The organism is Alteromonas sp. W364 (assembly GCF_031846205.1).
Classification (GTDB): Bacteria; Pseudomonadota; Gammaproteobacteria; order Enterobacterales; family Alteromonadaceae; genus Glaciecola; species Glaciecola blandensis.
The window spans coordinates 38,064-60,959 of the sequence record NZ_JAVRID010000014.1 but is presented as its reverse complement, the minus strand read 5'-3'; the positions used below and the strand labels follow the sequence as shown (position 1 = coordinate 60,959).

The following is a 22,896-nucleotide window of genomic DNA, read 5'->3' as shown; positions in this document are numbered from 1 at the left end:
TAGTAAATCGAAGCCAAATTGTAATATTGCTCGCCACTCCAACAATGTCTCTAAACTTTTGTTTGGATGTCTCCGTTGAAGAGGCGCGCATTTTACAGATATAAGATTAGGGATCAAGCGTCTTTTTGAAAAAAATACAGGTTTTATTACTGACTGATGGTTTTTGCATCGAAAGGGATAAAAAAGGAGCTTTTTGTAACAAATGATCAACAGAATCTTATCTTTTACTTCATAAATTAGGTTCAATAGGCATGGACAATGCTTGGTATTTATTAATAATGGCGGCTATAGTCAAAATATATATAGATAATTTGTGACCTTATGCCTGATTTTGCCGTTTTAGCGATATTTATTCCTACTTTCCTATTCATATCAATCACTCCAGGTATGTGTATGACCCTAGCTATGACATTGGGCATGAAAGTGGGCTTAAGAAGAACGACTTGGATGATGCTCGGCGAAGTAACCGGTGTTGCACTAGTTGCCGTTTCAGCTGTGCTTGGTATCGCCAGTATGATGCTGAACTATCCTGTTGTATTTGATTGGTTAAAATGGATAGGCGGTGCGTACCTCATTTACTTAGGCATAAAAATGGGACTCGATCGCACTACCATAGATACTTCAATAAACCGACAGGTAGATATTTCCCGAAGCTCCCTTATTAGCCAAGGCTTTATTACCGCCATCGCAAACCCAAAAGGGTGGGCTTTTATGATTTCGATACTTCCGCCCTTTATCGACGCCGAAAAAAGCATAAGCTTACAATTAACCGTTTTGGTAAGTATCATTATGTTAAGTGAACTGCTTTGTATGTTTATTTATGCAAGTGGCGGGAAGAGTTTAAAAATAGCGTTGAGCAAGGGTGATCGTATCATCTGGCTTAATAGAATAGCCGGCGGACTGTTAGCATTGGTTGGCGTCTGGCTGGCATTGTCCTAATAGAATAGGTAAACAACATGTCAATTCGTTCATACAAAAGAATTACACCTACTATAGATAGTAGCGTATATGTTGACGACAGTTCTGTGCTTGTCGGCGATATAGAAATAGGCGAACAAAGTAGCATCTGGCCTTTGGTTGCAGCTAGAGGTGACGTTAATGTCATTCGCATAGGTCAACGCACCAACGTGCAAGACGGCAGCGTTCTACACGTCACCCGAAAATCAGCCAATCAGCCAGAAGGTTTTCCCTTAATCATTGGTGATGACGTAACAGTTGGACATAAATGCATGCTACACGGCTGTACTTTAGGTAATCGTATACTTGTTGGTATGGGCGCAATCATAATGGATGGCGCTGTTGTACAAGATGATGTGTTTATTGCTGCTGGCGCGCTTGTTGCACCAAACAAAATATTAGAAAGTGGCTTTCTATATGTCGGCAACCCAGCTATTAAGAAACGACCATTGAAAGAGAGTGAGCAAGCGTTCTTAAAACAAAGTGCATTGAACTACGTAAAATTAGGTGCAGAGTATTTAGAAGAGCAAGCATAGTTTAAGCATAAATTAGAGGCACAATAAAATAACTGAATGGCTCGCTAAGGTAGTGAGCCATCAATAGACGGATTAACTGCCCGACAACTCTTTGCGCAACATCGCTAGCACAGGCTCAGGATTGGGTCTCAAGCCAAACCATAAATAGAAACTTTCTGCCGCCTGCCCTACTAACATACCCAAACCGTCTATTGCATTATTACAACCTAAGGATTTTGCTTTTCGCACGAAACTTGTATCTTCACTTTGATAAACCATGTCGTATACGTTCGGCTGAGTGTTGAACACAGCATCTGGAATATTAGGTACATTACCCTGCAAGCTTAACGACGTTGCATTAATGATTAAGTCGAACGTTTGCTTTGCACAGTCACCTTCCGAAATTGAGCTTACTCTCTTATCATTGGCAATATCAACAAGCCGTTGCGCGTTTGCAGGACTGCGATTCGTGATGTAAATGTGTTTTGGGTTTTCATCAAGGAGTGCAGAAATAGCACCTCGCGCGGCACCACCAGCCCCAATAAGCAATAGCGTTTTGCCATTAATGTGCATATTATTACGCAGTAGATCAGAAACCAAACCTTTCCCATCTGTCGTTTCAGCAATAATTCCGCTACTTGTCTTTATTAGTGTATTGGCTGCACTAGCCTGCTCAACAGAGATAGAACGAGTATCGGCCCATGCAGCTGCTTGCTCCTTGAACGGCATAGTCACATTGACACCCATCGCGTCTTCATGCCTGAAAAACTCCGCTAGTTGGTCAGTAAAGGAATCTACTTCGCCCTTTATTTTCTGGTAAGTGATTTGCACACCGGTCTGCTCGGCAAACATTTGATGAATTTGAGGTGATTTGCTCTGCTCAATTGGATCTCCAAAAACAGCTAAACGGAAGGTTACCGGACTATCTTCTATATGTTGTGACATGGATAACAAACTACTTGAAAGCGTGAATACCGAAAATGATACCTCAAATGAAGTGAAACGGTCGACGAAAAATAATCGAAAACGTCATTAATGCCGGTCAATTTGCTTACGTTTTTTCGCCATTTACTTTTGCGAATCCTGGTCCAGAATTAGATTCAACGGGCAGTATGATACTATCGGAAGTGGAAGCTCTACAGAGTGCTTAGGACCATGTTATGTATTAGGAGGGAAACGTGAAATTAAAGGGTTTTATTCTGTTGTTTATCGGTTTGTTATCCGTGGGGATTTTCACGTTTTATAGTTATCACGAATCAGTGCCCCTTCCTAAAGCAGAAAGTGAGCCGGATCTAGGCAGACTCGAAAGCTCAAAAAAGGATAATCTCGAACCTGAAAACTCTGTCAACGATAAAGCAAAGACTGCCCATGTGACTCATGAAGAAAAAATCCCATATGACGGTGAATGGTGCATGATATCTGTAGACTTAACAGAAAAAGATCAACAATTTGCTATGAATGAGTTGAGCGAATGGAATGTAATTCGAGGGAACTTGATTCTTTCTGGCGGCGAAGCAATGAGAGCCTACTCAGAAGCCAACGGTGCGCATTACCTTGAACCCTATCGGGAAATGAGCCTCGACAATCTTCGACATGCAGTCAAAAACGATGACAGGTTTGCTATGATTTCAGCATTGCAAAGGTTTGACGTCAGTTTAGTTGAAAAAGATGCAATTGCGGATCGATTACTCATTAATGACAGCAACAAATTCTCCTTACTCCATAAGGTAAACAGGGAAATAGGACGAGCAGTCAGTCTTTATGAAAATAACGAAAGCAATAAAATCTTAATTAAAGATTCTATAAAAAATGCGCTAGTTTATTCTCAATACGGATTAAAAAGTTATGATATCAGCCCAATGCGGATGCTGCTTACAATGATTAAAGAGGAACTCCCTAGAGATTATCTACCTTCCACTATTTTATCCTCGAAAGATATAGTAGATATAAATAGACGAGTTGACGTACTGTCTGAACAACTTGACGACGAGCGCACGAAAGAAGGCTTTCAGGTTCTTTCCAATATTGATATCCCGAAAATCGCTAAACATTGGTTCAATATGGAGCTTGGCGTCCTGTATATTGAGCATGAGCAAGAGTTGAAATATCTTAGCGCACTAGATACTGATGGAAGAGCCAGTTTAAAACCTAATGAGTGCACGGAACAATACGTAGGGTCTTATCGATGAACTCAAGCTTTTCAAAGAGAAAAGCATTGAGTCCGCGAATGATTGAGGTTAAAGGCAGAGTTTTCTGCCTTAACACACGTAAGGTGAAGGTTATTTAGAAAGTATAACCGATAGAAAGTGTGACAACGGTAGGATCAATTTGAATATCGTTTACTGCACCGTCTGCCTCGCCAACTTTGAAACTAGCTTCGGTGTCGATGTCAATCCAACGAACAGATGCGTTTACATGCCACTTGTCGTCTATGTGATAATCCGCGCCCACCTGTGCAGTCAGACCAAAAGAGTTATCTAAATCTAAATCAGTTAAACCAGCACCATCGTTTGCTGCAGTGAATTCTTCATCAAAGAAGATAGTGAAGTTTACGCCAGCACCAACATAAGGCTGGAACTTAGAAGATGCGTCTAGTAAATAGTAGTTTGCAGTAACTGAAGGCGGTAAGTGAGTCACTTCACCCAATTTGTTACCGGTACCTAATGGATCTGCAACGCTGAAATTTACGTCATGTGTAAAAGGCGTCGCTGCCAACACTTCGATATTGATGTTATCAGTGACAAAGTATGCAACGTTTAACCCCAATTGCGTATTGCCATCAACTGCAACACCTACTGGTAACTCAGCACCACCGGCAATGATATTTGAAGAATCATCGTTTGGAGAAACGTTAGTGAAACCACCACGTACGACGATATCGCCTTTTTCATAAGCCATTGCGTTGCCAGAAATAGCTAAACCGGCAAGTACTGCAGTAGTTAGAAGTGTTTTAGTCATTTTGTTGATCATGTGTGTTCTCGCTTAATTAATAAATAGAAAATATTGGGCATTGGCCTCGAATGACGCTAATGCTATTACGAGAAATGAGGTAAAAACTTGATCTGGATTAAGTTTCTAAAATAATTGGAGTTTTTGAGGTGAATAGCTTGATCCACCTCAATGGAATTGGCTGTTTTTAGGCGGGTAACCAATCTCTTGGTTTGAGAAAAGCTTGAATTTTACCCTCGGGTGAGTCTGCTTGAGGTTGATAATTATATTCCCAACGCGCAAGCGGCGGCATAGACATCAATATTGATTCCGTGCGTCCACCTGTTTGTAAGCCAAACAAAGTGCCTCTGTCATAAACTAAATTGAATTCGACGTAGCGCCCTCTTCTATATAACTGAAAATCTCTCTCTCGTTGTGTGAAAGGCGTGTTTTTTCTGCTTTCAACAATGGGGACGTAGGCGTCAAGAAACCCATTACCCACATCTTTCATAAAACTAAAGCTGGAATCAAAACCTGCTTCATTTAGATCATCAAAGAACAATCCACCAATACCTCTGGTTTCATCACGATGTTTTAAATAGAAATAATCGTCACACCACTTTTTGTAACGAGGGTAAACATCATCTCCATAGGGGTCACATAAATCTTTGGCTACCTGATGCCAATGCACACAGTCTTCTTTGAACGCAAAAGATGGCGTTAAGTCAAAACCACCACCAAACCACCAAATAGGCTCGGCACCTTCTTTTTCAGCAATAAAGAATCTAACGTTTGCGTGCGATGTTGGGATAAAAGGATTATGTGGATGAATCACCAAAGACACTCCCATCGCTTGAAAGCGCCTTCCCGCCAATTCTGGACGAGAAGCTGTGGCAGAAGCCGGCATCTGGTCGCCATAAACATGAGAAAAGTTCACCCCCCCTTGCTCGATAACGCCACCATTGGTGAGCACTCTAGAGCGACCACCGCCGCCTTCAGCGCGCACCCACTCATCTTGATGGAAAGTACCTTTACCATCTGCAAGTTCGAGGGTTTGACAAATATTATCTTGTAGCGCAAGTAAAAAGGTTTTTACTTCATCTATCTGTTGCTGGCTGACCATATACTTAAGTTCGCTCTATTTTTGATTGAGTAGAATGTGCTGTGGGAATCACTATGCTCGCAGAGTTTCGAGGGTGAGCCCATTGATTATTGTACTCGGAGTTTGCTGTTCACCCAAACTACCCTCGACAATGAGTAAATCGTCGCCAAAATACCGTCTCACTTCTTTGCTTGTTCTGGCGGGTTCAAGTCCTGCAGGATTAGCACTCGTTGAGACCATCGGGCTATTTACCGCCTCACACATTTGTTTCACCAAAGAGTGGTTGCTTACCCTTACGGCAACGAGATCGGAGTCGCCACTTATCCAATCCGGTGTCTTAGTTGATTTTGGCAGTAGCCAGGTAAATGGGCCTGGCCATGACGCAAAGGCTTTTTGCTGATGGTCATCTGGCAAACTATCTATGAGAACGTAGGGGCGTAACTGTTCGAAATCTGCCGCAATTAAAATAACCCCTTTTTCAACGGGTCGTGATTTCAACGACAAGATCTCTAACATGGCAGATTCGGCGAGGGGATCGCAACCTAAGCCGAAAACAGCTTCGGTCGGGTACGCAAAACATTGTTGTTGACGAAAAGCATCAATAAAAGCCTGCATCAAAATTCCTTCAGGATAAAATAAAATCTAAGCTTATAGTGTTTGTTTGTGCTGACAGTTCACTTGCGGGCAAACGAGACCTTTTTCAGGTGCTTTTGGCTCTATATAGATGAGCACTGGCCACGCACAAACCTGACAAGCTGTATCGATGGGCGGAGAATTTAGCATATATTTGCATTTAGGATAGTTGTCACAGGCAAAAAAGTGTTTGCCGAATTTATTTTGTCTTTTGACAAATTTACCCGTCTTACATTTAGGACAAGCTATGGAAGGCTCATCGTCTTTGGTTTTTTCAGCTTGATCTTTAGTTGCGATATAATGACATTCAGGAAAGCCTGTACACCCAATAAACATGCCGTAACGGCCTTTTTTCACGGCTAATTCTTTGTTGCACTGGGGGCACTCTGAGCCAGCCATGACCTTGAGAACACTGACGTCATTTTTATGTAATTGCTGTGTATGCTTACAACTTGGGTAATTTTGGCAAGCCAGAAAAGAAGACTTGTTGGCGTGTTTTAACACCAGTTGCCCTTCACACTCAGGGCAAAGTCCATAAACTTCTTCTAAGGCATGTTGGTCTGCTGAGAATAATGAATGATCAATTTTCGCCATAGGGACTCAAGAAAGCAGATGCGTCATTTGCTGGATGCACTTAATGCAAAGGACCATCATGCTCCTCGAACAATAAGTCTTCCATTTGTTCATAAGCCCACTCTTTTCCTGGCACATTGAACAAGACCATGAGGATGACCCACTTCAAGTCCTCTAAACAAAACTCATTGGATTCAATTTCCATGGTGCGGTCGATAACCATTTCACGAGTACTGATATCGAGCACTTTGACTTGCTCAAGAAAAACAATAAAACCGCGGCATTGTGTATCAAGGCGCATTTGCTCTTCGTGGGTATAGATACGTGTACTGTCAGGAACAGTCACTTTTGACAAATAAGGTTTAGCTTCTGTCTCTTGCAGCGCCGCCAATTTTTCGACCCACGCTAAGGCTTTATATATTTCGTCGTGATGAAAACCGGCTCGAATTAACTCATCGGTAAGTTCATCATGATCGACTCGAAACTCACTCTCACTGTGTACTAAGTTTTCAAACAAGTACATGAGGATATCAAACATAGCTAAGCCCTCAATTTAAGGTAGCCTTCTGAGGTAGAGGCCACTAATCCACGCAACTCATATTCTAATAATTCGGTCAGCAAAATCGAAATCGGTTTGCCGCTGCGCTTAGCAATCACATCAATGGGCGTTACATCAAAATCAATCGCCGCTAACACCTGATTATGAGTGCAAGCTTCGCTTGATATTGCCATTTCATCGCTTGATGCATTACTCGCATCGCAAGTGGATGCAGTCTTTACACTATCTAACAATGAAGGGCTTGCCAAGCATTGATTTGCATTTTTTTTAGTCCCTTGTTTTTGTTCAAGCTTTGCTGGGTAAAGATTAAGCTCATCGAAGATGTCTTGCGCGTCTTCAACTAGCTTAGCGCCTTGCTTTAACAAGTGATGACAACCTTTTGCCAAGGGATTTTCTATATTGCCAGGAATAGCAAATACCTCTCTGCCTTGCTCCATCGCGTATTTAGCGCTGACCAAAGAGCCACTTTTAATACGAGCTTCGGCGACTAATGTGCCCAGGCTCAGGCCACTGATAATGCGATTACGACGAGGGAAAAGTTTAGGGTTTGGGAGAACACTGGGTGGAAACTCGCTAACCAGCAGCCCTTTTTCAATCATTTCCTTATAAAGTGAGGCATGTCGCTTGGGATAAACCACATCAATCCCGTTACCTAAGACAGCGATTGACGGTGCACCTGACGCTAGTGCTACCTTATGACTTTGAGCATCAATACCCAGGGCTAAACCGCTGGTGATCGCCAAACTCGAACGCCTGCTCACTTGTTCTACGATCTTCTGAGTACTATTCAAGCCACTTACACTAGGATGACGACTTCCGACAACAGCAAGCTGGGGAGCTTTTAACAATGTGTAATCGCCGTGAACGTATAAGATGAGGGGTGCCTGCGAGATCGCTTTAAGCTGTTCAGGATAAGCATCGCATTCGTAGGTGATGATATATCTATTGGCTTCGGTATTGAGCCACCTTTCACATAACTCAGTGAAAGGATGTGGTTCGCTAAGACAGGCTATTTGCTCACTTGACCAACCCAGATCAAGCAATTGCTCTCTGTGCAGACTCGTTATAGCGTTTAACGATGTGTTAAGTAAAGATGCGGTTTCTAGCAAACCCACAATACCTATATTCGGAATCGAGCTGAGCGCCAACCAGTGACGAATTTCTTCAGTTTTGTAAATCATTTGGCCTTCCTTGGACAAATATCATAATCAAATAAGCAAAGTGAGGTCTGCTGACCTGCTACTTTCTACCCCAGAAACAAAACAAGTAGCCGAAGCTACTTGTTGATGTATGTTGAGATTGGCTTAGTGTTTATGGCTTACCAACAAACTCTCCACCATTCATATGTTTGCTTGATTTAGTCACCCAAGCATAACTGGTGTTTTCGAAAGTTTTAAACACAACGAGCTCACCAATCTTAAAGGCTGGCTGCTCTACTCTCTCTTCCAAATTCAATAGCTCTTTTAAGGCATTTTGAGATGCTTCATATTTTGGTTGCTCGCCATCGATGATGGTAGGACCTTGTTTATAAATGCCCATAATCATGCCTGGCACAACATCGTTCTCGCCTAAGTCAATGACAACAACATCACGCTGACCAATCAAAGAACGATTCTCGATATTCGCAATCAAAATTCCAACTTGATCAGTTGCTGCGCTAAGAATTAAATCGTCATATGCCTTTTCCACATATGGACGTAACTTGTCACCGCGACGCGCTTCTTGCGTGCTCTTGGTTAAACGAACGACTTGCTGTTGTGCACTACTTCCGTTCATTAACTCGACTTGGCCTACACTGCGAACTTGATAGCCCAACACTTCTCCGTTTGCATTTCTTAGTTCTTTCTCTTTGCGCACAATTTCATAGTCGATAGACGGGTCTGGCAGTCTATGGCTAATCACATAGTCACGTTCAACAAAAGCAGTTGCACCTTCACTGTCACCCAACAAGCGTGGCAATGCTTCGTATTCTTCAGCAGACATCACGCTATCATTTCTGATATACGGTGCTAAGACCTTCCACGGTAGAACACCAATTGGCGATGGCTTAGTCATTGTTTTTGATTCTGGCGTTAGCGAAATTGCTTTTTTATCTCTGACCAACTCCATCACAGGCTGACCATCAACGTAACGCAAACGAAGCACATCACCCGGATAGATTAAATGCGGGTTTTCAATTTGCGTATTGTTTCTCCACAATTCGGGCCATAGCCATGGTTGGTCCAAAAATAAGTTGGAAATATCCCAAAGCGTATCGCCTTTCTTCACCACGTAAGTTTGCGGGGCGTCTGTTTTTATATTGATAATATCTGCCAATGCTAGTTTCACATTCAGGAATAATGAGCTACATAAAATGATAGCCAGCATTGATAGTTTCTTAATCATAGTCATTCTCATACTACTCTTGATAATCTCGTCAGTCGCCTGTACTTCGGGCTAGAAATGCCACAGACCGTTAATATTGATGTCCATTTAGTTAGTTATCGGTTTAATTTTCAGAAAATTAACCCATATCTAGTCCACAGACTTTGCCTTATGCGTTAGAATAGAGCAAATATGCAAGCTTTAAATAACTATTCTGCATGAATAGTATATTTTTCAATACTGACTAGAAGAGTGGTTTTAGCAATGGCAGTAAGAACTGTATTAACATTTCCAGACGAGAGATTACGCACTGTAGCAAGCCCCGTTACTGAAGTTAACGATGAAATTCGCAGCTTAGTAGACGACATGTTTGATACCATGAAAGACGAGAAAGGTATCGGTTTGGCAGCCTCGCAGATTGATGTGCATCAGCGCGTCGTTGTGATGGATGTATCTGAAGAACAGAACGAACCAAGAGTATTTATCAATCCTGAGATTACTCACATGGAAGGCTCTACGGTGAGTGAAGAAGGATGTTTATCTGTACCCAATAACTACGCAAAAGTTGACCGTGCAGAAAAAGTAAAGGTCACAGCGCTTGACCGTGACGGACAACCTTTTGAGCTTGAAGCAGAGGGTTTGTTAGCGATATGCATTCAGCATGAACTTGATCATTTGAAAGGGAAGCTATTTGTTGACTATCTTTCTCCACTAAAGCGTAATCGCATTAAGAAGAAATTAGAGAAAGAAGCGAAATTGGCAGCAAGAGCTTAACAGCATACTGAGCACGTTAATTACTATTGGGATAATACTTTGGCTACTTCACTGAATATCATTTTCGCCGGCACGCCAGATTTTGCAGCCAAACATTTGGCAGCCTTGTACGCATCAGAGCACAATGTCGTTGCCGTATACTCTCAACCCGACCGCCCCGCTGGGCGGGGAAAAAAGCTGAGCCCAAGTGCGGTAAAGTCTTTGGCGCTTGAGCACGGTACGCCCGTTTTTCAGCCTGAAAGCTTAAAGCAAACCGACGCACAAGAAGAACTTGCAGCGATTCAAGCCGATATCATGATTGTGGTTGCCTATGGTTTAATTTTGCCAAAAGCAGTATTGGAAACACCTAGACTCGGTTGTTTAAATGTCCATGGCTCTCTTTTACCAAAGTGGCGAGGGGCAGCGCCAATTCAGCGCGCTATTTGGGCAGGTGACAAGTTTACCGGCATTAGCATTATGCAGATGGATGAAGGCCTCGACACCGGGGATGTGTTACTCGAAAAAAGTATGGCTATTCCAGGCCTAGCCACCAGCGCCACATTATACGAAGACTTAGCAGAGCTTGGTCCAGAAGCCTTGATCGAAGCGCTCGATAATCTTGAAAACTTAGAACCAACACCTCAAGAAGAGGACGAGGTAAGTTATGCACATAAGTTGTCGAAGGAAGAAGCACAGATAGATTGGCGCTTAAGTGCGGCGCAATTAGCAAGGAATGTTCGTGCGTTTAATCCATGGCCTGTTGTGTGGTTTCAACACAATGACCAAGCTATTAAAGTGTGGCAAGCCGAGGTGCTTGAAGCCCTCGATGAGCATGATGCAGGCACAATTATCAAGGTAGACAAAGATGGTATTGAGGTGGCGTGTGGCGAACACAACCTGCTGTTAGGTCAATTACAAATACCGGGCAAAAAGCCACAAAGCGTCGGCGATATTATTAATGGGAAGCCGGATCTTTTCATTGTTGGTCAAAAATTGGGGTAAAGCCTCACAACATTAACAAGCTAAGGCTTACCCACTATGCCATCAAAACATGCCAAGGCGTCACGAGCGCCAAATGCAAACAAACCAAGTCCTTATCAATTAAGACATCGCCCACAGCTACGAGCAGATGCAAGCTGGGTACTATTCCAAATATTGGAACATGGAAAGTCTTCAAGAGAAGTCATGCCCAAAGTATTTGCAAGACATGAGGGAAGTGATAACGCTTGGTTACAAGAAATGGTTTTTGGTTGTTTACGTGAGCTTCCTAAGCTGCAATATTGGTTACGCCAATTATTAGATAAGCCACTCAAGGGCGAACAAAAAATCGTTGAGCATGTGATCATGTTGGGTTTCTACCAGCTCGCGTTTAGTCGCACGTCTGAACATGCTGCAGTATCTGAAACCGTTGAGGCCTGCGCCGCGCTTAATCAACATCGTTTGAAAGGCTTAGTGAATGCAAATTTACGCAACTTCCAACGACAGGAATTGAGTACTCAAGACATTGATATTCCCCACATAAACTTAGGTTTGCCTAAGTGGTTTTATAAACAATTACTCAAACAGTACCCAGAGCATGTTGAGCGTATCGCCGCCAACATGAACGAACGACCACCTCTATGGCTGCGCGTCAATCAACTTGTTGGTTCTCGACTCAATTATTCCTCTCAACTAGATGCCGCTGGTATCGAGTTCGATTTACCAGAGATGCATAATGGCGCTAAGGCAGAATCTGCCATTAAATTGGCTAAGCGACAAGACATCACCAGTTTGCCTGGGTTTGAAACGGGCGCTTTCGCGGTGCAAGACTTAGCTGCGCAACTGGCAGCGGAGTACCTTGATGTTCAAGCGGGCGAAGATGTTCTCGATTGTTGTGCAGCCCCTGGTGGGAAAACTGCGCATATATTAGAGAGCCAAGAAGGTCTTGCTAGCTTAGATGCTATTGATAGTGACGGTGAACGACTTGAACGCATTGATGAAAACATGCAACGCTTGGGTCATACAGCTCACTTTGGCGAACGCTTAAACTTGTATGTTGTTGACGCATCTAATTCAGAGGTCATTAAAACCGTATTAGGCGACAAACAATATGACAAAATATTATTAGATGCGCCCTGCTCTGCCACCGGCGTTATTCGACGCCACCCAGATATTCGCTGGTTAAGAAAGTCAGCCGATATTGACGCAACGGTAAGTCTGCAGAAGGAAATACTCAAGCAAATTTGGCAACGTGTGAAACCGGGCGGTATGATGCTTTACGCTACTTGCTCTATATTGAAGCAAGAAAATGAAATTCAAATCGCTGAATTTTTACAAGACAATAGCGATGCGACATTGCTGCCGCTGCATGATAAAGATAATGAAACCACGCCTGGGCTACAAATATTACCGGGAGAATCACAAATGGATGGTTTCTATTATGCAAGACTGCTAAAGTCAAAGACATAGGCTTATAAAGCCATTCAACACGACCGTAAATAATAAATACAAAATGAACGTGGCTAAATGAAAATCATCATCATCGGGGCTGGACAAGTAGGCGGCACACTGGCTGAAAACTTAGTTGGCGAGAAAAACGAAATAACCATTATCGATTCCGATATGGACACCCTGCGTAATTTGCAAGACAGGCTTGATTTGCAAGTTGTGTGTGGCGTTGGCTCTCACCCTGATGTATTAAAAAAAGCCGGTGCTGAAGACGCCGATATGCTGATTGCCGTCACCAATAGCGATGAAAGCAACATGATGGCTTGCCAGGTGGCCTTTAGTTTGTACAAAACACCCACCAAAATTGCGCGGGTTCGCTCTGAACAATACATCATTTATCAAGAACACTTGTTTAAACACCAAGATATTCCAATTGACCATCTTATTGCACCTGAACAACTAGTCACCAAGGCCATCAAGCGTCTCATTGACTATCCGGGTGCACTACAAGTTGTTGAATTCGCCGATGGCAAAGCCAGCTTAGTCGCCGTAAAGGCTTATTATGGTGGTTTATTGGTAGGCCATGCCTTATCTGCGTTAAAAGAGCACATGCCAAATGTGGATACACGAGTTGCCGCAATTTATCGTCGAGGCAAACCCATTCGTCCACTCGGCTCTACCGTCATTGAAGCCGATGATGAAGTGTTCTTCATTGCCGATACCAAGCACATTCGAGCGGTCATGAGTGAGCTACAAAAATTAGAGTCGAGCTACAAGCGCATTATGATTGCAGGTGGCGGCTTGATTGGTGCAGGTTTAGCGAAACGGCTCGAGAATAAGCACAATGTAAAACTAATTGAATACAGTGCCGAGCGAGCCAAAGAACTCTCAGCAATGCTAAACAAAACAATCGTGTTCCATGGTGATGCCTCAGACTCAAGCCTGCTAAGTGAAGAGAATGTCGAGCAAGTTGATGCTTTTATCGCAGTAACGAATGACGATGAAGCAAATATCATGTCTGCGATGCTAGCCAAACGTATGGGCGCCGCAAAAGCAATGGTACTTATCCAACGCAGTGCGTATGTTGACCTCGTTCAAGGTGGCGAAATCGATATTGCTTTCTCTCCTCAACAAGCAACGATATCGGCCCTGTTAACCCATGTTCGCCGTGGCGATATCGTCAACGTTTATTCTCTCAGGAGAGGCGCAGCAGAAGCCATTGAAGCTATCGCACACGGTGATGAAAACACATCGAAGGTAGTGGGTAAGCAAATTCAAGATATTAAGCTACCGCCCGGAACCACAATCGGCGCGATTGTGCGCGAGGATGAAGTCATTATTGCGCACAGTGACACCGTAATTAAAGCCAATGACCATGTGGTATTGTTCTTGGTAGATAAGAAATTTATCGGCGATGTCGAAAAGCTATTCCAACCAAGCGCCCTGTTTTTCGGGTAGCCAAACCAAAAAAAGAGTCCTAAAAAGGGGTCAGAGTTAATTTTTTCGCGGTTTGTTCAGGTCCTTGACAATGTAAACCTTCAAACGGCATGGATGCCGTTTGGGAGCGGGCAGGATGCCGTAAAGCGTGTTTACATTGTCGAGGGCCTGTTCAAACCTGAAAGGAAAAATTAACTCTGACCCCTTTTTTTATTAACTCTGACCCCTTTTTTAGAAATATTGGTAGGCTGAAACGCCCCATATAACGAGCATAAACATGAGTGCCGTAAATACGCCTGCTGAACCCAAATCCTTGGCTCTGCCAATCAAGGTATTGTATTCAGGAATGGTGGCGTCGGCGATCGCTTCCACGGCCGAGTTGATGATTTCGGTAAATAACAAAAAGACTAAACTCCCCACCAGCGCAAACCAATGCGAGAGAGATTGCTGAAGCCAAAAACTGAATGGAAAGAGCAATGCTGATATTACAGCGTACTGCCGAAAGCCAGACTCATAACGCCAAGCAAAAACATAACCGCGCATGGAGCAGGCAATAGCGCGCGGCAGGCGCTTTAAACCCGAGTCATTTTTAGCGATATTGTGCTCTTCTTGCATACTGTCTACTGCTTTTAGTTGAATTGATTTAACTGCGCCAGAAGGTAGGCGAGAATAATACGAGTAATGAGAATATTTCCAAACGACCAAATAGCATGGCACTGACCAGCAGCCATTTACCAGGATCGGTTACATCAGCGTAAGTACCCGCAACTGAGCCCAAACCAGGCCCCAAGTTATTGAGTGTAGCCGCCGTCGCTGAGAAGGCCGTAATGTCGTCCATCCCGGTTGCAATCAATGCAACCATGATCACAACAAACACAATGGCGTACGCTGAAAAGAAGCCCCACACAGCTTCCACCACCCGCTCTGGCATGGCTCTATCGCCTAACTTAACAGCGTATACTGCTTTAGGGTGAATAAGACGGTCTACTTCACGCTTGCCTTGCAAGAACAATAAGAAGATACGAATTACTTTTAAACCACCACCCGTGGAGCCAGCACAGCCACCGATGAAGCTGGAGAATATGAGTATAATGGGCAAGAACGCAGGCCAAGAGCTAAAGTCAGTTGTTGCGAAACCCGCCGTGGTGCTGATGGATACCGCTTGGATCAATGCTTGGTCGAGTGCCATTTCAGCTGTGGAATAAACAGAGTGATAAATAAGTACCAGAAAGCACAGAGTTACTAAACTTAATTGGATTGTGAAAAAAGCCTTACATTCTGGATCTTTGAAGTAATTGCGAATGTTACGTCCCGACACTGCAGCGTAATGTAATGAAAAGTTGAGCGCAGCTATCCATAAAAAGATAACGCAAACGATATTCACCGCCACACTGTTAAAGTAGCCCAAGCTTGCATCATAAGTCGAGAAGCCACCAATCGCGATAGTCGAGAAGGCGTGACACACTGCGTCGAATAAACTCATACCCGCCACCCAGTATGCAAGCGTGCACGCGGTGGTCAGAGACAAATAGATATACCAAAGGTGCTTTGCGGTATCGGCAATACGCGGCGTCATTTTGGAGTCTTTTACTGGGCCAGGGGTTTCTGCCCGGTACAGCTGCATTCCCCCAACGCCTAATATCGGCAGAATGGCGACCGCGAGGACAATGATCCCCATGCCACCTAGCCATTGAAGCTGTTGACGATAGAACTGTACCGCTTTCGGCAAGTACTCAATGCCTTCAATAACCGTTGCGCCGGTGGTGGTTAAACCTGAAAACGATTCGAAAATAGCGTCTGTTATCGTCATTTGTGGTTGTTCTAATAGAGCAAAAGGCAGTGCACCAAACGTACCTAGTACCGTCCAAAATAAAACAACAATAAGAAAGCCCTCTTTTGCACGTAGGTCAGCGCGAGAGCGTCGATTGGGATACCAAAAAGCTAGACCGGTAAGAATAGATAGAAAAAAGGCAAGAACGAATGCCAAACCACTGCCGTCGCCATAGATAAGTGAAATCAATGCAGGAGGAATCATCGTGACACTAAAAAGTGCAACTAAGAGTCCTAAAATTCTAATAATGGCGCGGTATTGCATTTCCACTGATGCCTTTTGTTATTGTGAGCTTCTTTTATTCTGAATAGCGAGTTCGGCTCAGTCTGGCTAAATGGTAAATTGATTCACGCTGATATTCTATTCATTTCTCGAAAAACATAACTTATTGTTCCCATTACATAAATAAAATTGTTCAAAATAAAGCTTGGAAAAGCTGAATTTTGTGCTAAATTTTATGGGCTGTTTAGCACTCTTCGGTTCTTCGAAATGCCAACAGACAAGGGAAGAAAAAAGGCTTTATTGATAGTGATATTTCACTCCCAAAATAAGCTTAAAAAATAAAATAGGATTCTGCGTTTCCTCTACATTTTTTTAAACAAATCCCGTTCAGGCATGCTTTTCTTTGTATAAAGAAAGGTACGTTGATTAATGTTTGGAACAATTTAATCACATACTTATCCACAGGTTAACGACACGCTAATTGTGGTTACAAGCCAATAAATATGGCATTCTTAGCTCATTATTGTATTTATATGAGCAAATGATGGAAAAACAATCAACAAGCCCCCTAGTCCTAGTTGACGGCTCTTCTTATTTATTCCGAGCATTTCATGGCTTACCCCCATTAACCAACTCTAAAGGTCAAGATACTGGGGCCATTTATGGCGTGGTCAACATGCTGAGAAGCTTGATGGCAACTTATGAACCTAGCCATATTGCGGTTGTTTTCGATGCGAAAGGTAAAACCTTTCGTGATGATATTTATAAAGAGTACAAAGCTAATCGTCCACCGATGCCGGATGAGTTGCGTTCGCAAATAGAACCCTTACATAAAATTATCAAAGCAATGGGGTTTCCGATGATTGTCGAAGATGGCGTCGAAGCCGATGACGTGATTGGTACCTTGGCCCGACAAGCATCAGCTCAGGGGATCCCTTGCGTCATCAGTACTGGCGATAAAGATATGGCGCAACTGGTCGACGAGCATGTCACCCTCATTAATACCATGACAAACACTACGATGGATGTTGCTGGCGTAGTTGAAAAGTTTGGTGTGCCTGCTGAGCTTATTATCGATTACTTGGCGATGAAAGGCGACAAGGTTGATAACATTCCAGGTATTCCGGGCGTAGGAGATAAAAGCGCCGTCGCCTTGTTAAATGGCATCGGCGGTGTAAAAGAAATTTATGCCAACTTAGATAAGATAGCCTCTTTAGAATTTAGAGGTGCCAAAAACTTCGCCAACAAAATTGCGCCCTTTGAAGAACAAGCATTACTGTCATATGAACTCGCCACTATTGTGTGCGACTTAAAACTAGAATACGAACCAAACACACTGAACATGGGTGACATGGACAAAGAGGCGCTACGCGAGCTCTTCGCTGAATATGAATTCAAGCGCTGGCTTGCTGAAGTGAGTGACGGCAACCCTGTTAAAGCCAATAAGCCAATAGACGGCCAGCAAGAGGACACTACAGACGAACCCACTAGCAGTTCAGCCATACAAGTCGACCGCGACAAGTATGATGTGATCCTTAGCCAAGCCGCCCTCGATACTTGGATCGAAAAACTAAAAAACGCTAAGTATTACGCAATCGACACTGAAACCACTAGCATAGATTATATGCAAGCAGAGATCGTAGGCTTGTCATTCGCCGTGGCTGAAAATGAGGCATGCTACCTGCCGCTTGCGCATGATTATCCGGGTGCACCAGAGCAACTTGATCGGGATGACGTGCTCGCGCAATTGAAGCCTTTATTAGAAGACACTAGTGCGAAGAAAATCGGCCAGCATATAAAGTACGACAAGAACGTGTTGGCAAACTACGATATCCATCTAGCAGGCATACTGTCGGACACTATGTTAGCGTCGTATGTACTCAACAGTGTCGCAACAAAGCACAATATGGATAGTCTGTCGTTAAAATACCTCGGGCACAATACGATCCATTTCGAAGACATTGCCGGGAAAGGCGCAAAGCAGTTAACTTTCAACCAAATTGCGATGGATGAGGCCGCGCCCTATGCCGCTGAAGATGCCGATATTACATTACGCTTGCATGAAGCCTTAGATGCATTAATTCGCTTTAAAGGTGAACTTCCAAAAGTACTGAACAACATTGAAGTGCCACTGTCCTCCGTCTTAGCAAAAATGGAACAAAACGGCGTATTAATTGACAGCCAGTTATTGTCTCAGCAAAGTCAAACTCTAGCGGCTCGCATTTTAGAATTAGAAAATGAAGTACATGAGTTAGCTGAAGAATCATTCAATCTTGGTTCAACCAAGCAGCTTCAGCATATCTTATTTGAAAAAATGAACTTGCCGGTGGTGAAGAAGACCCCAAAAGGCGCGCCATCTACATCAGAAGAAGTCCTACAAGAGCTAGCTTTAGAATACGAATTACCCAAGAAGATAATGGCGTTTCGAGGCTTAACAAAACTCAAGAATACGTACACAGACAAACTACCTAAGATGATCCATCATCGCACTGGCCGCGTGCACACCTCCTATCATCAGGCAGTGACTGCAACCGGTCGATTATCGTCTACCGATCCTAACCTACAAAACATCCCAATTCGCACACCAGAAGGTCGCCAAGTTCGCCAAGCGTTTGTTGCTCGGCCGGGATATAAAGTGGTTGCCGCGGATTACAGTCAAATTGAGCTACGTATTATGGCTCATTTAAGCAAAGACGAAGGACTGGTAGAAGCCTTCTCCTCAGGGAAAGATATTCACAGTGCAACGGCTGCCGAAGTATTCGACGTGAGTTTAGATGAAGTATCCGTTAATGAGAGGCGCAGCGCGAAAGCGATCAACTTTGGTTTGATTTATGGCATGTCGGCGTTTGGCTTGTCGAAACAACTGAACATTCCGCGTTACGATGCCCAGAAATATATGGATTTGTATTTTGAACGCTATCCAGGTGTGTTGACCTATATGGAGTCCACTCGCGAAGGCGCGAAACAAACGGGCTATGTCAGCACGGTATTTGGCCGACGCTTGTATTTACCGGATATTAAAGCCAGCAATGCAATGCGTCGAAAAGGCGCTGAACGTGCCGCGATTAACGCGCCGATGCAAGGCACCGCTGCCGATATTATCAAGAAGGCGATGATCGATGTCGATGCGTGGATCAACGACATTAACGACGAAGACATTTTAATGATCATGCAAGTACACGATGAATTGGTATTTGAAATTAAAGAGGAACGCCTTGAAGAGTACGTAGCAAAAATCAAAGCGTTAATGGAAGATACCGTCAGCCTTGATGTGCCATTGGTCGTTGATGTCGGTATTGGCAACAACTGGGATGAAGCACACTAAATCTCTTATGCAAGCGCCTAAACAAACATCTGCATCCTTATGTTTGTCTTGTATGCCAAGTGCACGAACGGAGGCGTGGTGGCTAAGTCGCCACGCTGAAAAGCAGGCTGAAGTTGATAAGGCCACGGCAGATATTGTGTTTCTAGGCGATTCAATCACCCATGCGTGGGAGCTTGAAGGAGAGCAAGCTTGGGAACGTCACTTTGCCGCCATGAATTGCATAAATTTAGGTTACGCTGGCGATAGAACAGAACATGTTTTATGGCGAATTGAAAATGGAGAATTAGCATTCAAAAAAGTCGACTTTGTTTGCCTACTCATTGGTACCAATAATGCCGGACATCGAAGCGACCCAGCTGAAGAAATAAGTCAAGGTATAGCCAGTATTGTGGCACGAGTTCAAGGAGCCTTACCGACGGCAAAAATAATACTGAACGCTATCTTCCCAAGAAGTCGTAAACCAACTCAGCGTATGCGCCTTTTAGTCAATGAAACGAATACCCTTATACGCAGATTCTGCGACGGTGAACACGTGTATTGGCTAGACATTAGCGCACAGCTACTCACAAAAGACGGCTTCTTAGAAGCCAATGTGATGCCCGATTACTTGCACCCAAATGCTGAACAATACAAGATCTGGGCACAGGCTATTTGTGACAGAGTAGCGGCGATTAAGGAAGCCTTAGACTAAACGTGATGCGAGGCCTTGCAACAACTCTTTTAGCTTCGTTATCCGCTTTTGACTATTCAGATTGTTATTGTTGGTACGTAAAGCAGCCGCTAGTTTTTGTAAGCTAGTAGCAAGTTGTTTATCGCTCTTGTTTTCATCAAGCATGACTTGTACTTGCGACAACAATTCACGAGCAAGAGTTGAGTTGGCTTTATCCAGACCACCATCGCGGTCGAATTGATCAAGATAGGCTAAACCAATAACGGGCTCAACAGGCCAAGTCACTTCAAACTGCTGTTGTGGGTTAAACGTGTCGCCCATATCTGCGAGCTTAGCAGCGGCCAATTCATTTGCGCTTAAGTGCTCGCTTACTTGCAATTCCATCACATCAAGTCCACGCAGAATAGCGGTACCGTAAATCTTGCCGTTGTACCAATATGTAGACCAGAATCCCGCTATTACTTTGCGTTCAGCATGAATTGGGCCTCTGTCGAAGAATGCGATCTCCTTAGGATCCGCAGTCTCGGTAAAATCAATTACCGACAAACCACCTTGATACCATGCTTGTACAAAAATATCGCGACCTGGGACGGGTACCACAGAACCATTGTGAGCCACACAATTTTCAGTGTCTGATTGTGGCGCATCTATTTTATAGTAGCTTTGAAAACTCATTTTGCCTTCGATAACATCGTAAAATGCATTTGCACCCCAGGTTTTTGGATCTGAAGCTCTACAACGAGGTTGAGTACCACCACCCCATTCGTCAGTGAACAGTACTTTTGTGCCATCGTTGTTAAATGTTGCCGAATGCCAATAGGCGAAACCTGGATCGGAGACTTCATCAATTCTGACCGGATTCAGAGGCTCTGAAATATCTAGCAAGATACCGTTACCAGAACATGCTCCTGCTGCAATTTTTAAAGCAGGGAAAACCGTAATATCGTGGCATTGATCAGTCCACTCTGTATGCTGCGTTCCTTCGCCATGATCGCCACCACGCCACAGCCCTGACAAACGCCCTTCGTCGTCTGCGAATACTGCTGGACTGGAGGTAATGCGAGCATTCTGTGGCACCTTCACAGGGATCTCAATCACATCAATGCGAAACAGTGCGGTGCGATCGTCTCCAGGAATGTCCCCAATACAACCGGCTAGCTCTTTTTCATCACGCACACCAGCCGTTCCCGAGTTATAAACGACTATCGTGTCGTCATCAGAAGATACAATGGAGTGAGTATGCGAGCCTCTGCAGGTTTGTACTTGCCCTACTTGTATTGGACTAGTGATGTCTGAGATATCGAAAATACGTAAGCCTCTGAATCGCTCATTGCTAATATCTTCGCTGATCCCCTGAAGGCCACAATCAACTCGTCCTCGAGTTTGCTCTACTGACATGATCAGTAAATCTCCGACAATAGACACATCCCCCTGCCCGCCAGGACAAACAACTGAGCTTGCTAGAGACGGAAGACCTTCGTTATCCAACTTGTAAATATTAAAACCGTGGTAATTGCCCGCTATCATCAAATCCTTGGAAAAGGCCATGTCGGTATTCCAAAAGCTTAATAAAGGCCAACGTTCGCCCCACTCCGTTTTTGCATCTCCGCCAGTTTCATTTTCACGATTACTATCGGCCTCTTCAGCTTCGTCAGGCATGATGACAGGCGGCAGATTAGATGGATTTTCAGGGTCGAAGAAACCTGAAGGTCGAGGTAGAGAACGTACCAACTCTATGTTCGACATAGCGACGTCGGGATCATGAAAGCCTGCTTTCAAGCCTACACGCGGGTCGGAAGAAAGGTTTGCGAGTAATCCATTCATGCGAGTGATTTCGGCATTTTGATCGTTCACAATGTCATTTACGAAATCATAAAGAACAGGGTCATATGCGGATCCAGGTTGTGATAACAAGTCATCAACCATACGCACAGCCCCTTCGTGATGTGGGATCATCAGTTGCAAAAATAGGCGGTCGAAGTCAACACCTGAGGATTCGGCTAAGAGCTTCATTTGCGCACCCGTCGCCATGCCCATTAAACTATGGTCCATATGCATCGAGTGGTCGATATCTGTCGCTTCGCTTCGTTGCTCTAGCCAATCGCGCATAAAAGCGATTTCATCGGCTTGAGACTTTTCAATGCGACCGGATATATCAATAATCTCTTTGTTGTTGGTTCTATCGGCCACTAGTACCGCCATGTCGACGGCTTGGCCGTGATGCGGGATCATGTTCTGCATAAACAGTACGTCGTCGATAGTGTAGCTGGTAGAAGCGATCTTGGTGGCGTCTTGAGCACTTAATGTTTTGTTCGCTTTGCCCGGCGCGCCTGGTTGCACAATCACCACTTCATTTTCTTGAGCAATCCCCGCAGGCGCTTCTTGCTGAATATTGAGTGGTGAAGCACAAGCCGAGACAGAGACTGCCAACGCACTTAATTGGAACAAACCGAGAACAGTCATTCTTGTTGAGCAAGTTGCTCGGCATGAGATGGGTGAAGACGACTTTGACATAAGAGCTTCCTTTTTCAGATTCAACAATATTATCGATTAGGTAGTTGGTGATATATTGCAGTTTTACCTTAACAATATGCTGTAAG

General features: G+C 43.9%; 20 protein-coding genes. 9 read left to right on the top strand and 11 right to left on the bottom strand.

Annotated elements, in window-relative coordinates; translation table 11 throughout:
• Positions 1-321 precede the first annotated feature (321 nt).
• Both RM556_RS17035 and RM556_RS17030 read left to right on the top strand, forming a co-directional pair.
• Complete coding sequence (locus tag RM556_RS17035; protein WP_311363009.1) at positions 322-939, top strand: LysE family translocator; 618 nt, start codon at positions 322-324, stop codon at positions 937-939.
• Positions 940-956: 17 nt separating this feature from the next.
• Positions 957-1,493, top strand: a complete 537-nt coding sequence (locus RM556_RS17030) for a gamma carbonic anhydrase family protein (protein ID WP_311375183.1) — start codon at positions 957-959, stop codon at positions 1,491-1,493.
• Between the two features lie 72 nt (positions 1,494-1,565).
• On the opposite strand, the gene aroE is transcribed toward RM556_RS17030, so the two are convergent.
• On the bottom strand, positions 1,566-2,417 hold the full coding sequence (aroE, locus tag RM556_RS17025) for a shikimate dehydrogenase (protein ID WP_311363011.1): 852 nt from the start codon (positions 2,415-2,417) through the stop codon (positions 1,566-1,568).
• A gap of 233 nt (positions 2,418-2,650) precedes the next feature.
• Between aroE and RM556_RS17020 the strand changes: the two genes are divergently transcribed.
• Positions 2,651-3,661: a hypothetical protein gene (locus RM556_RS17020; RefSeq protein ID WP_311375182.1), complete on the top strand. Its 1,011-nt coding sequence runs from the start codon at positions 2,651-2,653 to the stop codon at positions 3,659-3,661.
• Between the two features lie 94 nt (positions 3,662-3,755).
• On the opposite strand, the gene RM556_RS17015 is transcribed toward RM556_RS17020, so the two are convergent.
• The 7 genes from RM556_RS17015 to RM556_RS16985 all read right to left on the bottom strand — a co-directional run bounded on the left by RM556_RS17015 (position 3,756) and on the right by RM556_RS16985 (position 9,652).
• Entirely contained in the window at positions 3,756-4,430 is a 675-nt protein-coding gene (locus RM556_RS17015; protein ID WP_311363060.1) for an OmpW family outer membrane protein, read from the bottom strand.
• 178 nt (positions 4,431-4,608) lie between these two features.
• Complete coding sequence (hemF, locus tag RM556_RS17010; RefSeq protein ID WP_311375181.1) at positions 4,609-5,523, bottom strand: oxygen-dependent coproporphyrinogen oxidase; 915 nt, start codon at positions 5,521-5,523, stop codon at positions 4,609-4,611.
• A 51-nt stretch (positions 5,524-5,574) separates the two neighbouring features.
• Complete coding sequence (locus RM556_RS17005) at positions 5,575-6,117, bottom strand: Sua5/YciO/YrdC/YwlC family protein (protein WP_311363014.1); 543 nt, start codon at positions 6,115-6,117, stop codon at positions 5,575-5,577.
• Between the two features lie 33 nt (positions 6,118-6,150).
• Positions 6,151-6,729, bottom strand: coding sequence for a topoisomerase DNA-binding C4 zinc finger domain-containing protein (locus RM556_RS17000; RefSeq protein WP_311363015.1), 579 nt, complete (start codon positions 6,727-6,729; stop codon positions 6,151-6,153).
• Positions 6,730-6,769: 40 nt separating this feature from the next.
• Positions 6,770-7,246, bottom strand: a complete 477-nt coding sequence (locus RM556_RS16995; protein ID WP_311363016.1) for a DUF494 family protein — start codon at positions 7,244-7,246, stop codon at positions 6,770-6,772.
• A gap of 2 nt (positions 7,247-7,248) precedes the next feature.
• Positions 7,249-8,448, bottom strand: a complete 1,200-nt coding sequence (gene dprA, locus RM556_RS16990) for a DNA-processing protein DprA (protein ID WP_311375180.1) — start codon at positions 8,446-8,448, stop codon at positions 7,249-7,251.
• A 130-nt stretch (positions 8,449-8,578) separates the two neighbouring features.
• A complete protein-coding gene (locus RM556_RS16985; protein ID WP_311363018.1) occupies positions 8,579-9,652 on the bottom strand; it encodes a LysM domain-containing protein in 1,074 nt (357 codons plus the stop codon).
• Positions 9,653-9,895: 243 nt separating this feature from the next.
• On the opposite strand from RM556_RS16985, the gene def reads away from it, so the two are divergent.
• From def to trkA, 4 genes are read left to right on the top strand one after another with little or no spacing between them, the layout of a single operon-like run.
• Positions 9,896-10,405, top strand: coding sequence for a peptide deformylase (def, locus tag RM556_RS16980; RefSeq protein ID WP_311363019.1), 510 nt, complete (start codon positions 9,896-9,898; stop codon positions 10,403-10,405).
• A 39-nt stretch (positions 10,406-10,444) separates the two neighbouring features.
• Positions 10,445-11,386 (top strand): methionyl-tRNA formyltransferase, encoded by a 942-nt coding sequence (gene fmt, locus RM556_RS16975; RefSeq protein ID WP_311363020.1) that lies wholly within the window; start codon positions 10,445-10,447, stop codon positions 11,384-11,386.
• 36 nt (positions 11,387-11,422) lie between these two features.
• Positions 11,423-12,832 (top strand): 16S rRNA (cytosine(967)-C(5))-methyltransferase RsmB, encoded by a 1,410-nt coding sequence (gene rsmB / locus RM556_RS16970; protein WP_311375179.1) that lies wholly within the window; start codon positions 11,423-11,425, stop codon positions 12,830-12,832.
• Positions 12,833-12,889: 57 nt separating this feature from the next.
• On the top strand, positions 12,890-14,269 hold the full coding sequence (gene trkA / locus RM556_RS16965) for a Trk system potassium transporter TrkA (protein ID WP_311363022.1): 1,380 nt from the start codon (positions 12,890-12,892) through the stop codon (positions 14,267-14,269).
• 210 nt (positions 14,270-14,479) lie between these two features.
• Here trkA and RM556_RS16960 read toward each other — a convergent pair whose 3' ends face one another.
• Positions 14,480-14,863: a diacylglycerol kinase gene (locus tag RM556_RS16960; protein WP_311363023.1), complete on the bottom strand. Its 384-nt coding sequence runs from the start codon at positions 14,861-14,863 to the stop codon at positions 14,480-14,482.
• 28 nt (positions 14,864-14,891) lie between these two features.
• Positions 14,892-16,343, bottom strand: a complete 1,452-nt coding sequence (locus RM556_RS16955) for a TrkH family potassium uptake protein (RefSeq protein ID WP_311363024.1) — start codon at positions 16,341-16,343, stop codon at positions 14,892-14,894.
• Positions 16,344-16,845: 502 nt separating this feature from the next.
• On the opposite strand from RM556_RS16955, the gene polA reads away from it, so the two are divergent.
• Together polA and RM556_RS16945 are read left to right on the top strand one after the other, a co-directional pair.
• On the top strand, positions 16,846-19,626 hold the full coding sequence (gene polA, locus RM556_RS16950; protein WP_311375184.1) for a DNA polymerase I: 2,781 nt from the start codon (positions 16,846-16,848) through the stop codon (positions 19,624-19,626).
• A complete protein-coding gene (locus RM556_RS16945) occupies positions 19,613-20,317 on the top strand; it encodes a GDSL-type esterase/lipase family protein (RefSeq protein ID WP_311375178.1) in 705 nt (234 codons plus the stop codon). The genes polA and RM556_RS16945 overlap by 14 nt, the downstream gene beginning before the upstream one ends.
• Here the strand turns inward: RM556_RS16945 and RM556_RS16940 are convergent.
• Positions 20,309-22,810 (bottom strand): DUF305 domain-containing protein, encoded by a 2,502-nt coding sequence (locus RM556_RS16940; RefSeq protein WP_311375177.1) that lies wholly within the window; start codon positions 22,808-22,810, stop codon positions 20,309-20,311. The genes RM556_RS16945 and RM556_RS16940 overlap by 9 nt on opposite strands.
• Positions 22,811-22,896 lie beyond the last annotated feature (86 nt).

Excerpts from the sequence above, each read along its gene's own strand:
- def (WP_311363019.1), top strand. The coding sequence starts at position 9,896 with ATGGCAGTAAGAACTGTATTAACATTTCCAGACGAGAGATTACGCACT.
- RM556_RS16995 (WP_311363016.1), bottom strand. The coding sequence starts at position 7,246 with ATGTTTGATATCCTCATGTACTTGTTTGAAAACTTAGTACACAGTGAG.
- RM556_RS16945 (WP_311375178.1), top strand. The coding sequence starts at position 19,613 with ATGAAGCACACTAAATCTCTTATGCAAGCGCCTAAACAAACATCTGCA.
- polA (WP_311375184.1), top strand. The coding sequence starts at position 16,846 with ATGGAAAAACAATCAACAAGCCCCCTAGTCCTAGTTGACGGCTCTTCT.
- RM556_RS16955 (WP_311363024.1), bottom strand. The coding sequence starts at position 16,343 with ATGCAATACCGCGCCATTATTAGAATTTTAGGACTCTTAGTTGCACTT.
- RM556_RS16985 (WP_311363018.1), bottom strand. The coding sequence starts at position 9,652 with ATGATTAAGAAACTATCAATGCTGGCTATCATTTTATGTAGCTCATTA.
- RM556_RS16960 (WP_311363023.1), bottom strand. The coding sequence starts at position 14,863 with ATGCAAGAAGAGCACAATATCGCTAAAAATGACTCGGGTTTAAAGCGC.
- dprA (WP_311375180.1), bottom strand. The coding sequence starts at position 8,448 with ATGATTTACAAAACTGAAGAAATTCGTCACTGGTTGGCGCTCAGCTCG.
- RM556_RS17015 (WP_311363060.1), bottom strand. The coding sequence starts at position 4,430 with ATGACTAAAACACTTCTAACTACTGCAGTACTTGCCGGTTTAGCTATT.
- rsmB (WP_311375179.1), top strand. The coding sequence starts at position 11,423 with ATGCCATCAAAACATGCCAAGGCGTCACGAGCGCCAAATGCAAACAAA.
- RM556_RS17030 (WP_311375183.1), top strand. The coding sequence starts at position 957 with ATGTCAATTCGTTCATACAAAAGAATTACACCTACTATAGATAGTAGC.
- RM556_RS17000 (WP_311363015.1), bottom strand. The coding sequence starts at position 6,729 with ATGGCGAAAATTGATCATTCATTATTCTCAGCAGACCAACATGCCTTA.
- RM556_RS16940 (WP_311375177.1), bottom strand. The coding sequence starts at position 22,810 with ATGTCAAAGTCGTCTTCACCCATCTCATGCCGAGCAACTTGCTCAACA.
- hemF (WP_311375181.1), bottom strand. The coding sequence starts at position 5,523 with ATGGTCAGCCAGCAACAGATAGATGAAGTAAAAACCTTTTTACTTGCG.
- trkA (WP_311363022.1), top strand. The coding sequence starts at position 12,890 with ATGAAAATCATCATCATCGGGGCTGGACAAGTAGGCGGCACACTGGCT.
- aroE (WP_311363011.1), bottom strand. The coding sequence starts at position 2,417 with ATGTCACAACATATAGAAGATAGTCCGGTAACCTTCCGTTTAGCTGTT.
- RM556_RS17035 (WP_311363009.1), top strand. The coding sequence starts at position 322 with ATGCCTGATTTTGCCGTTTTAGCGATATTTATTCCTACTTTCCTATTC.
- RM556_RS17005 (WP_311363014.1), bottom strand. The coding sequence starts at position 6,117 with ATGCAGGCTTTTATTGATGCTTTTCGTCAACAACAATGTTTTGCGTAC.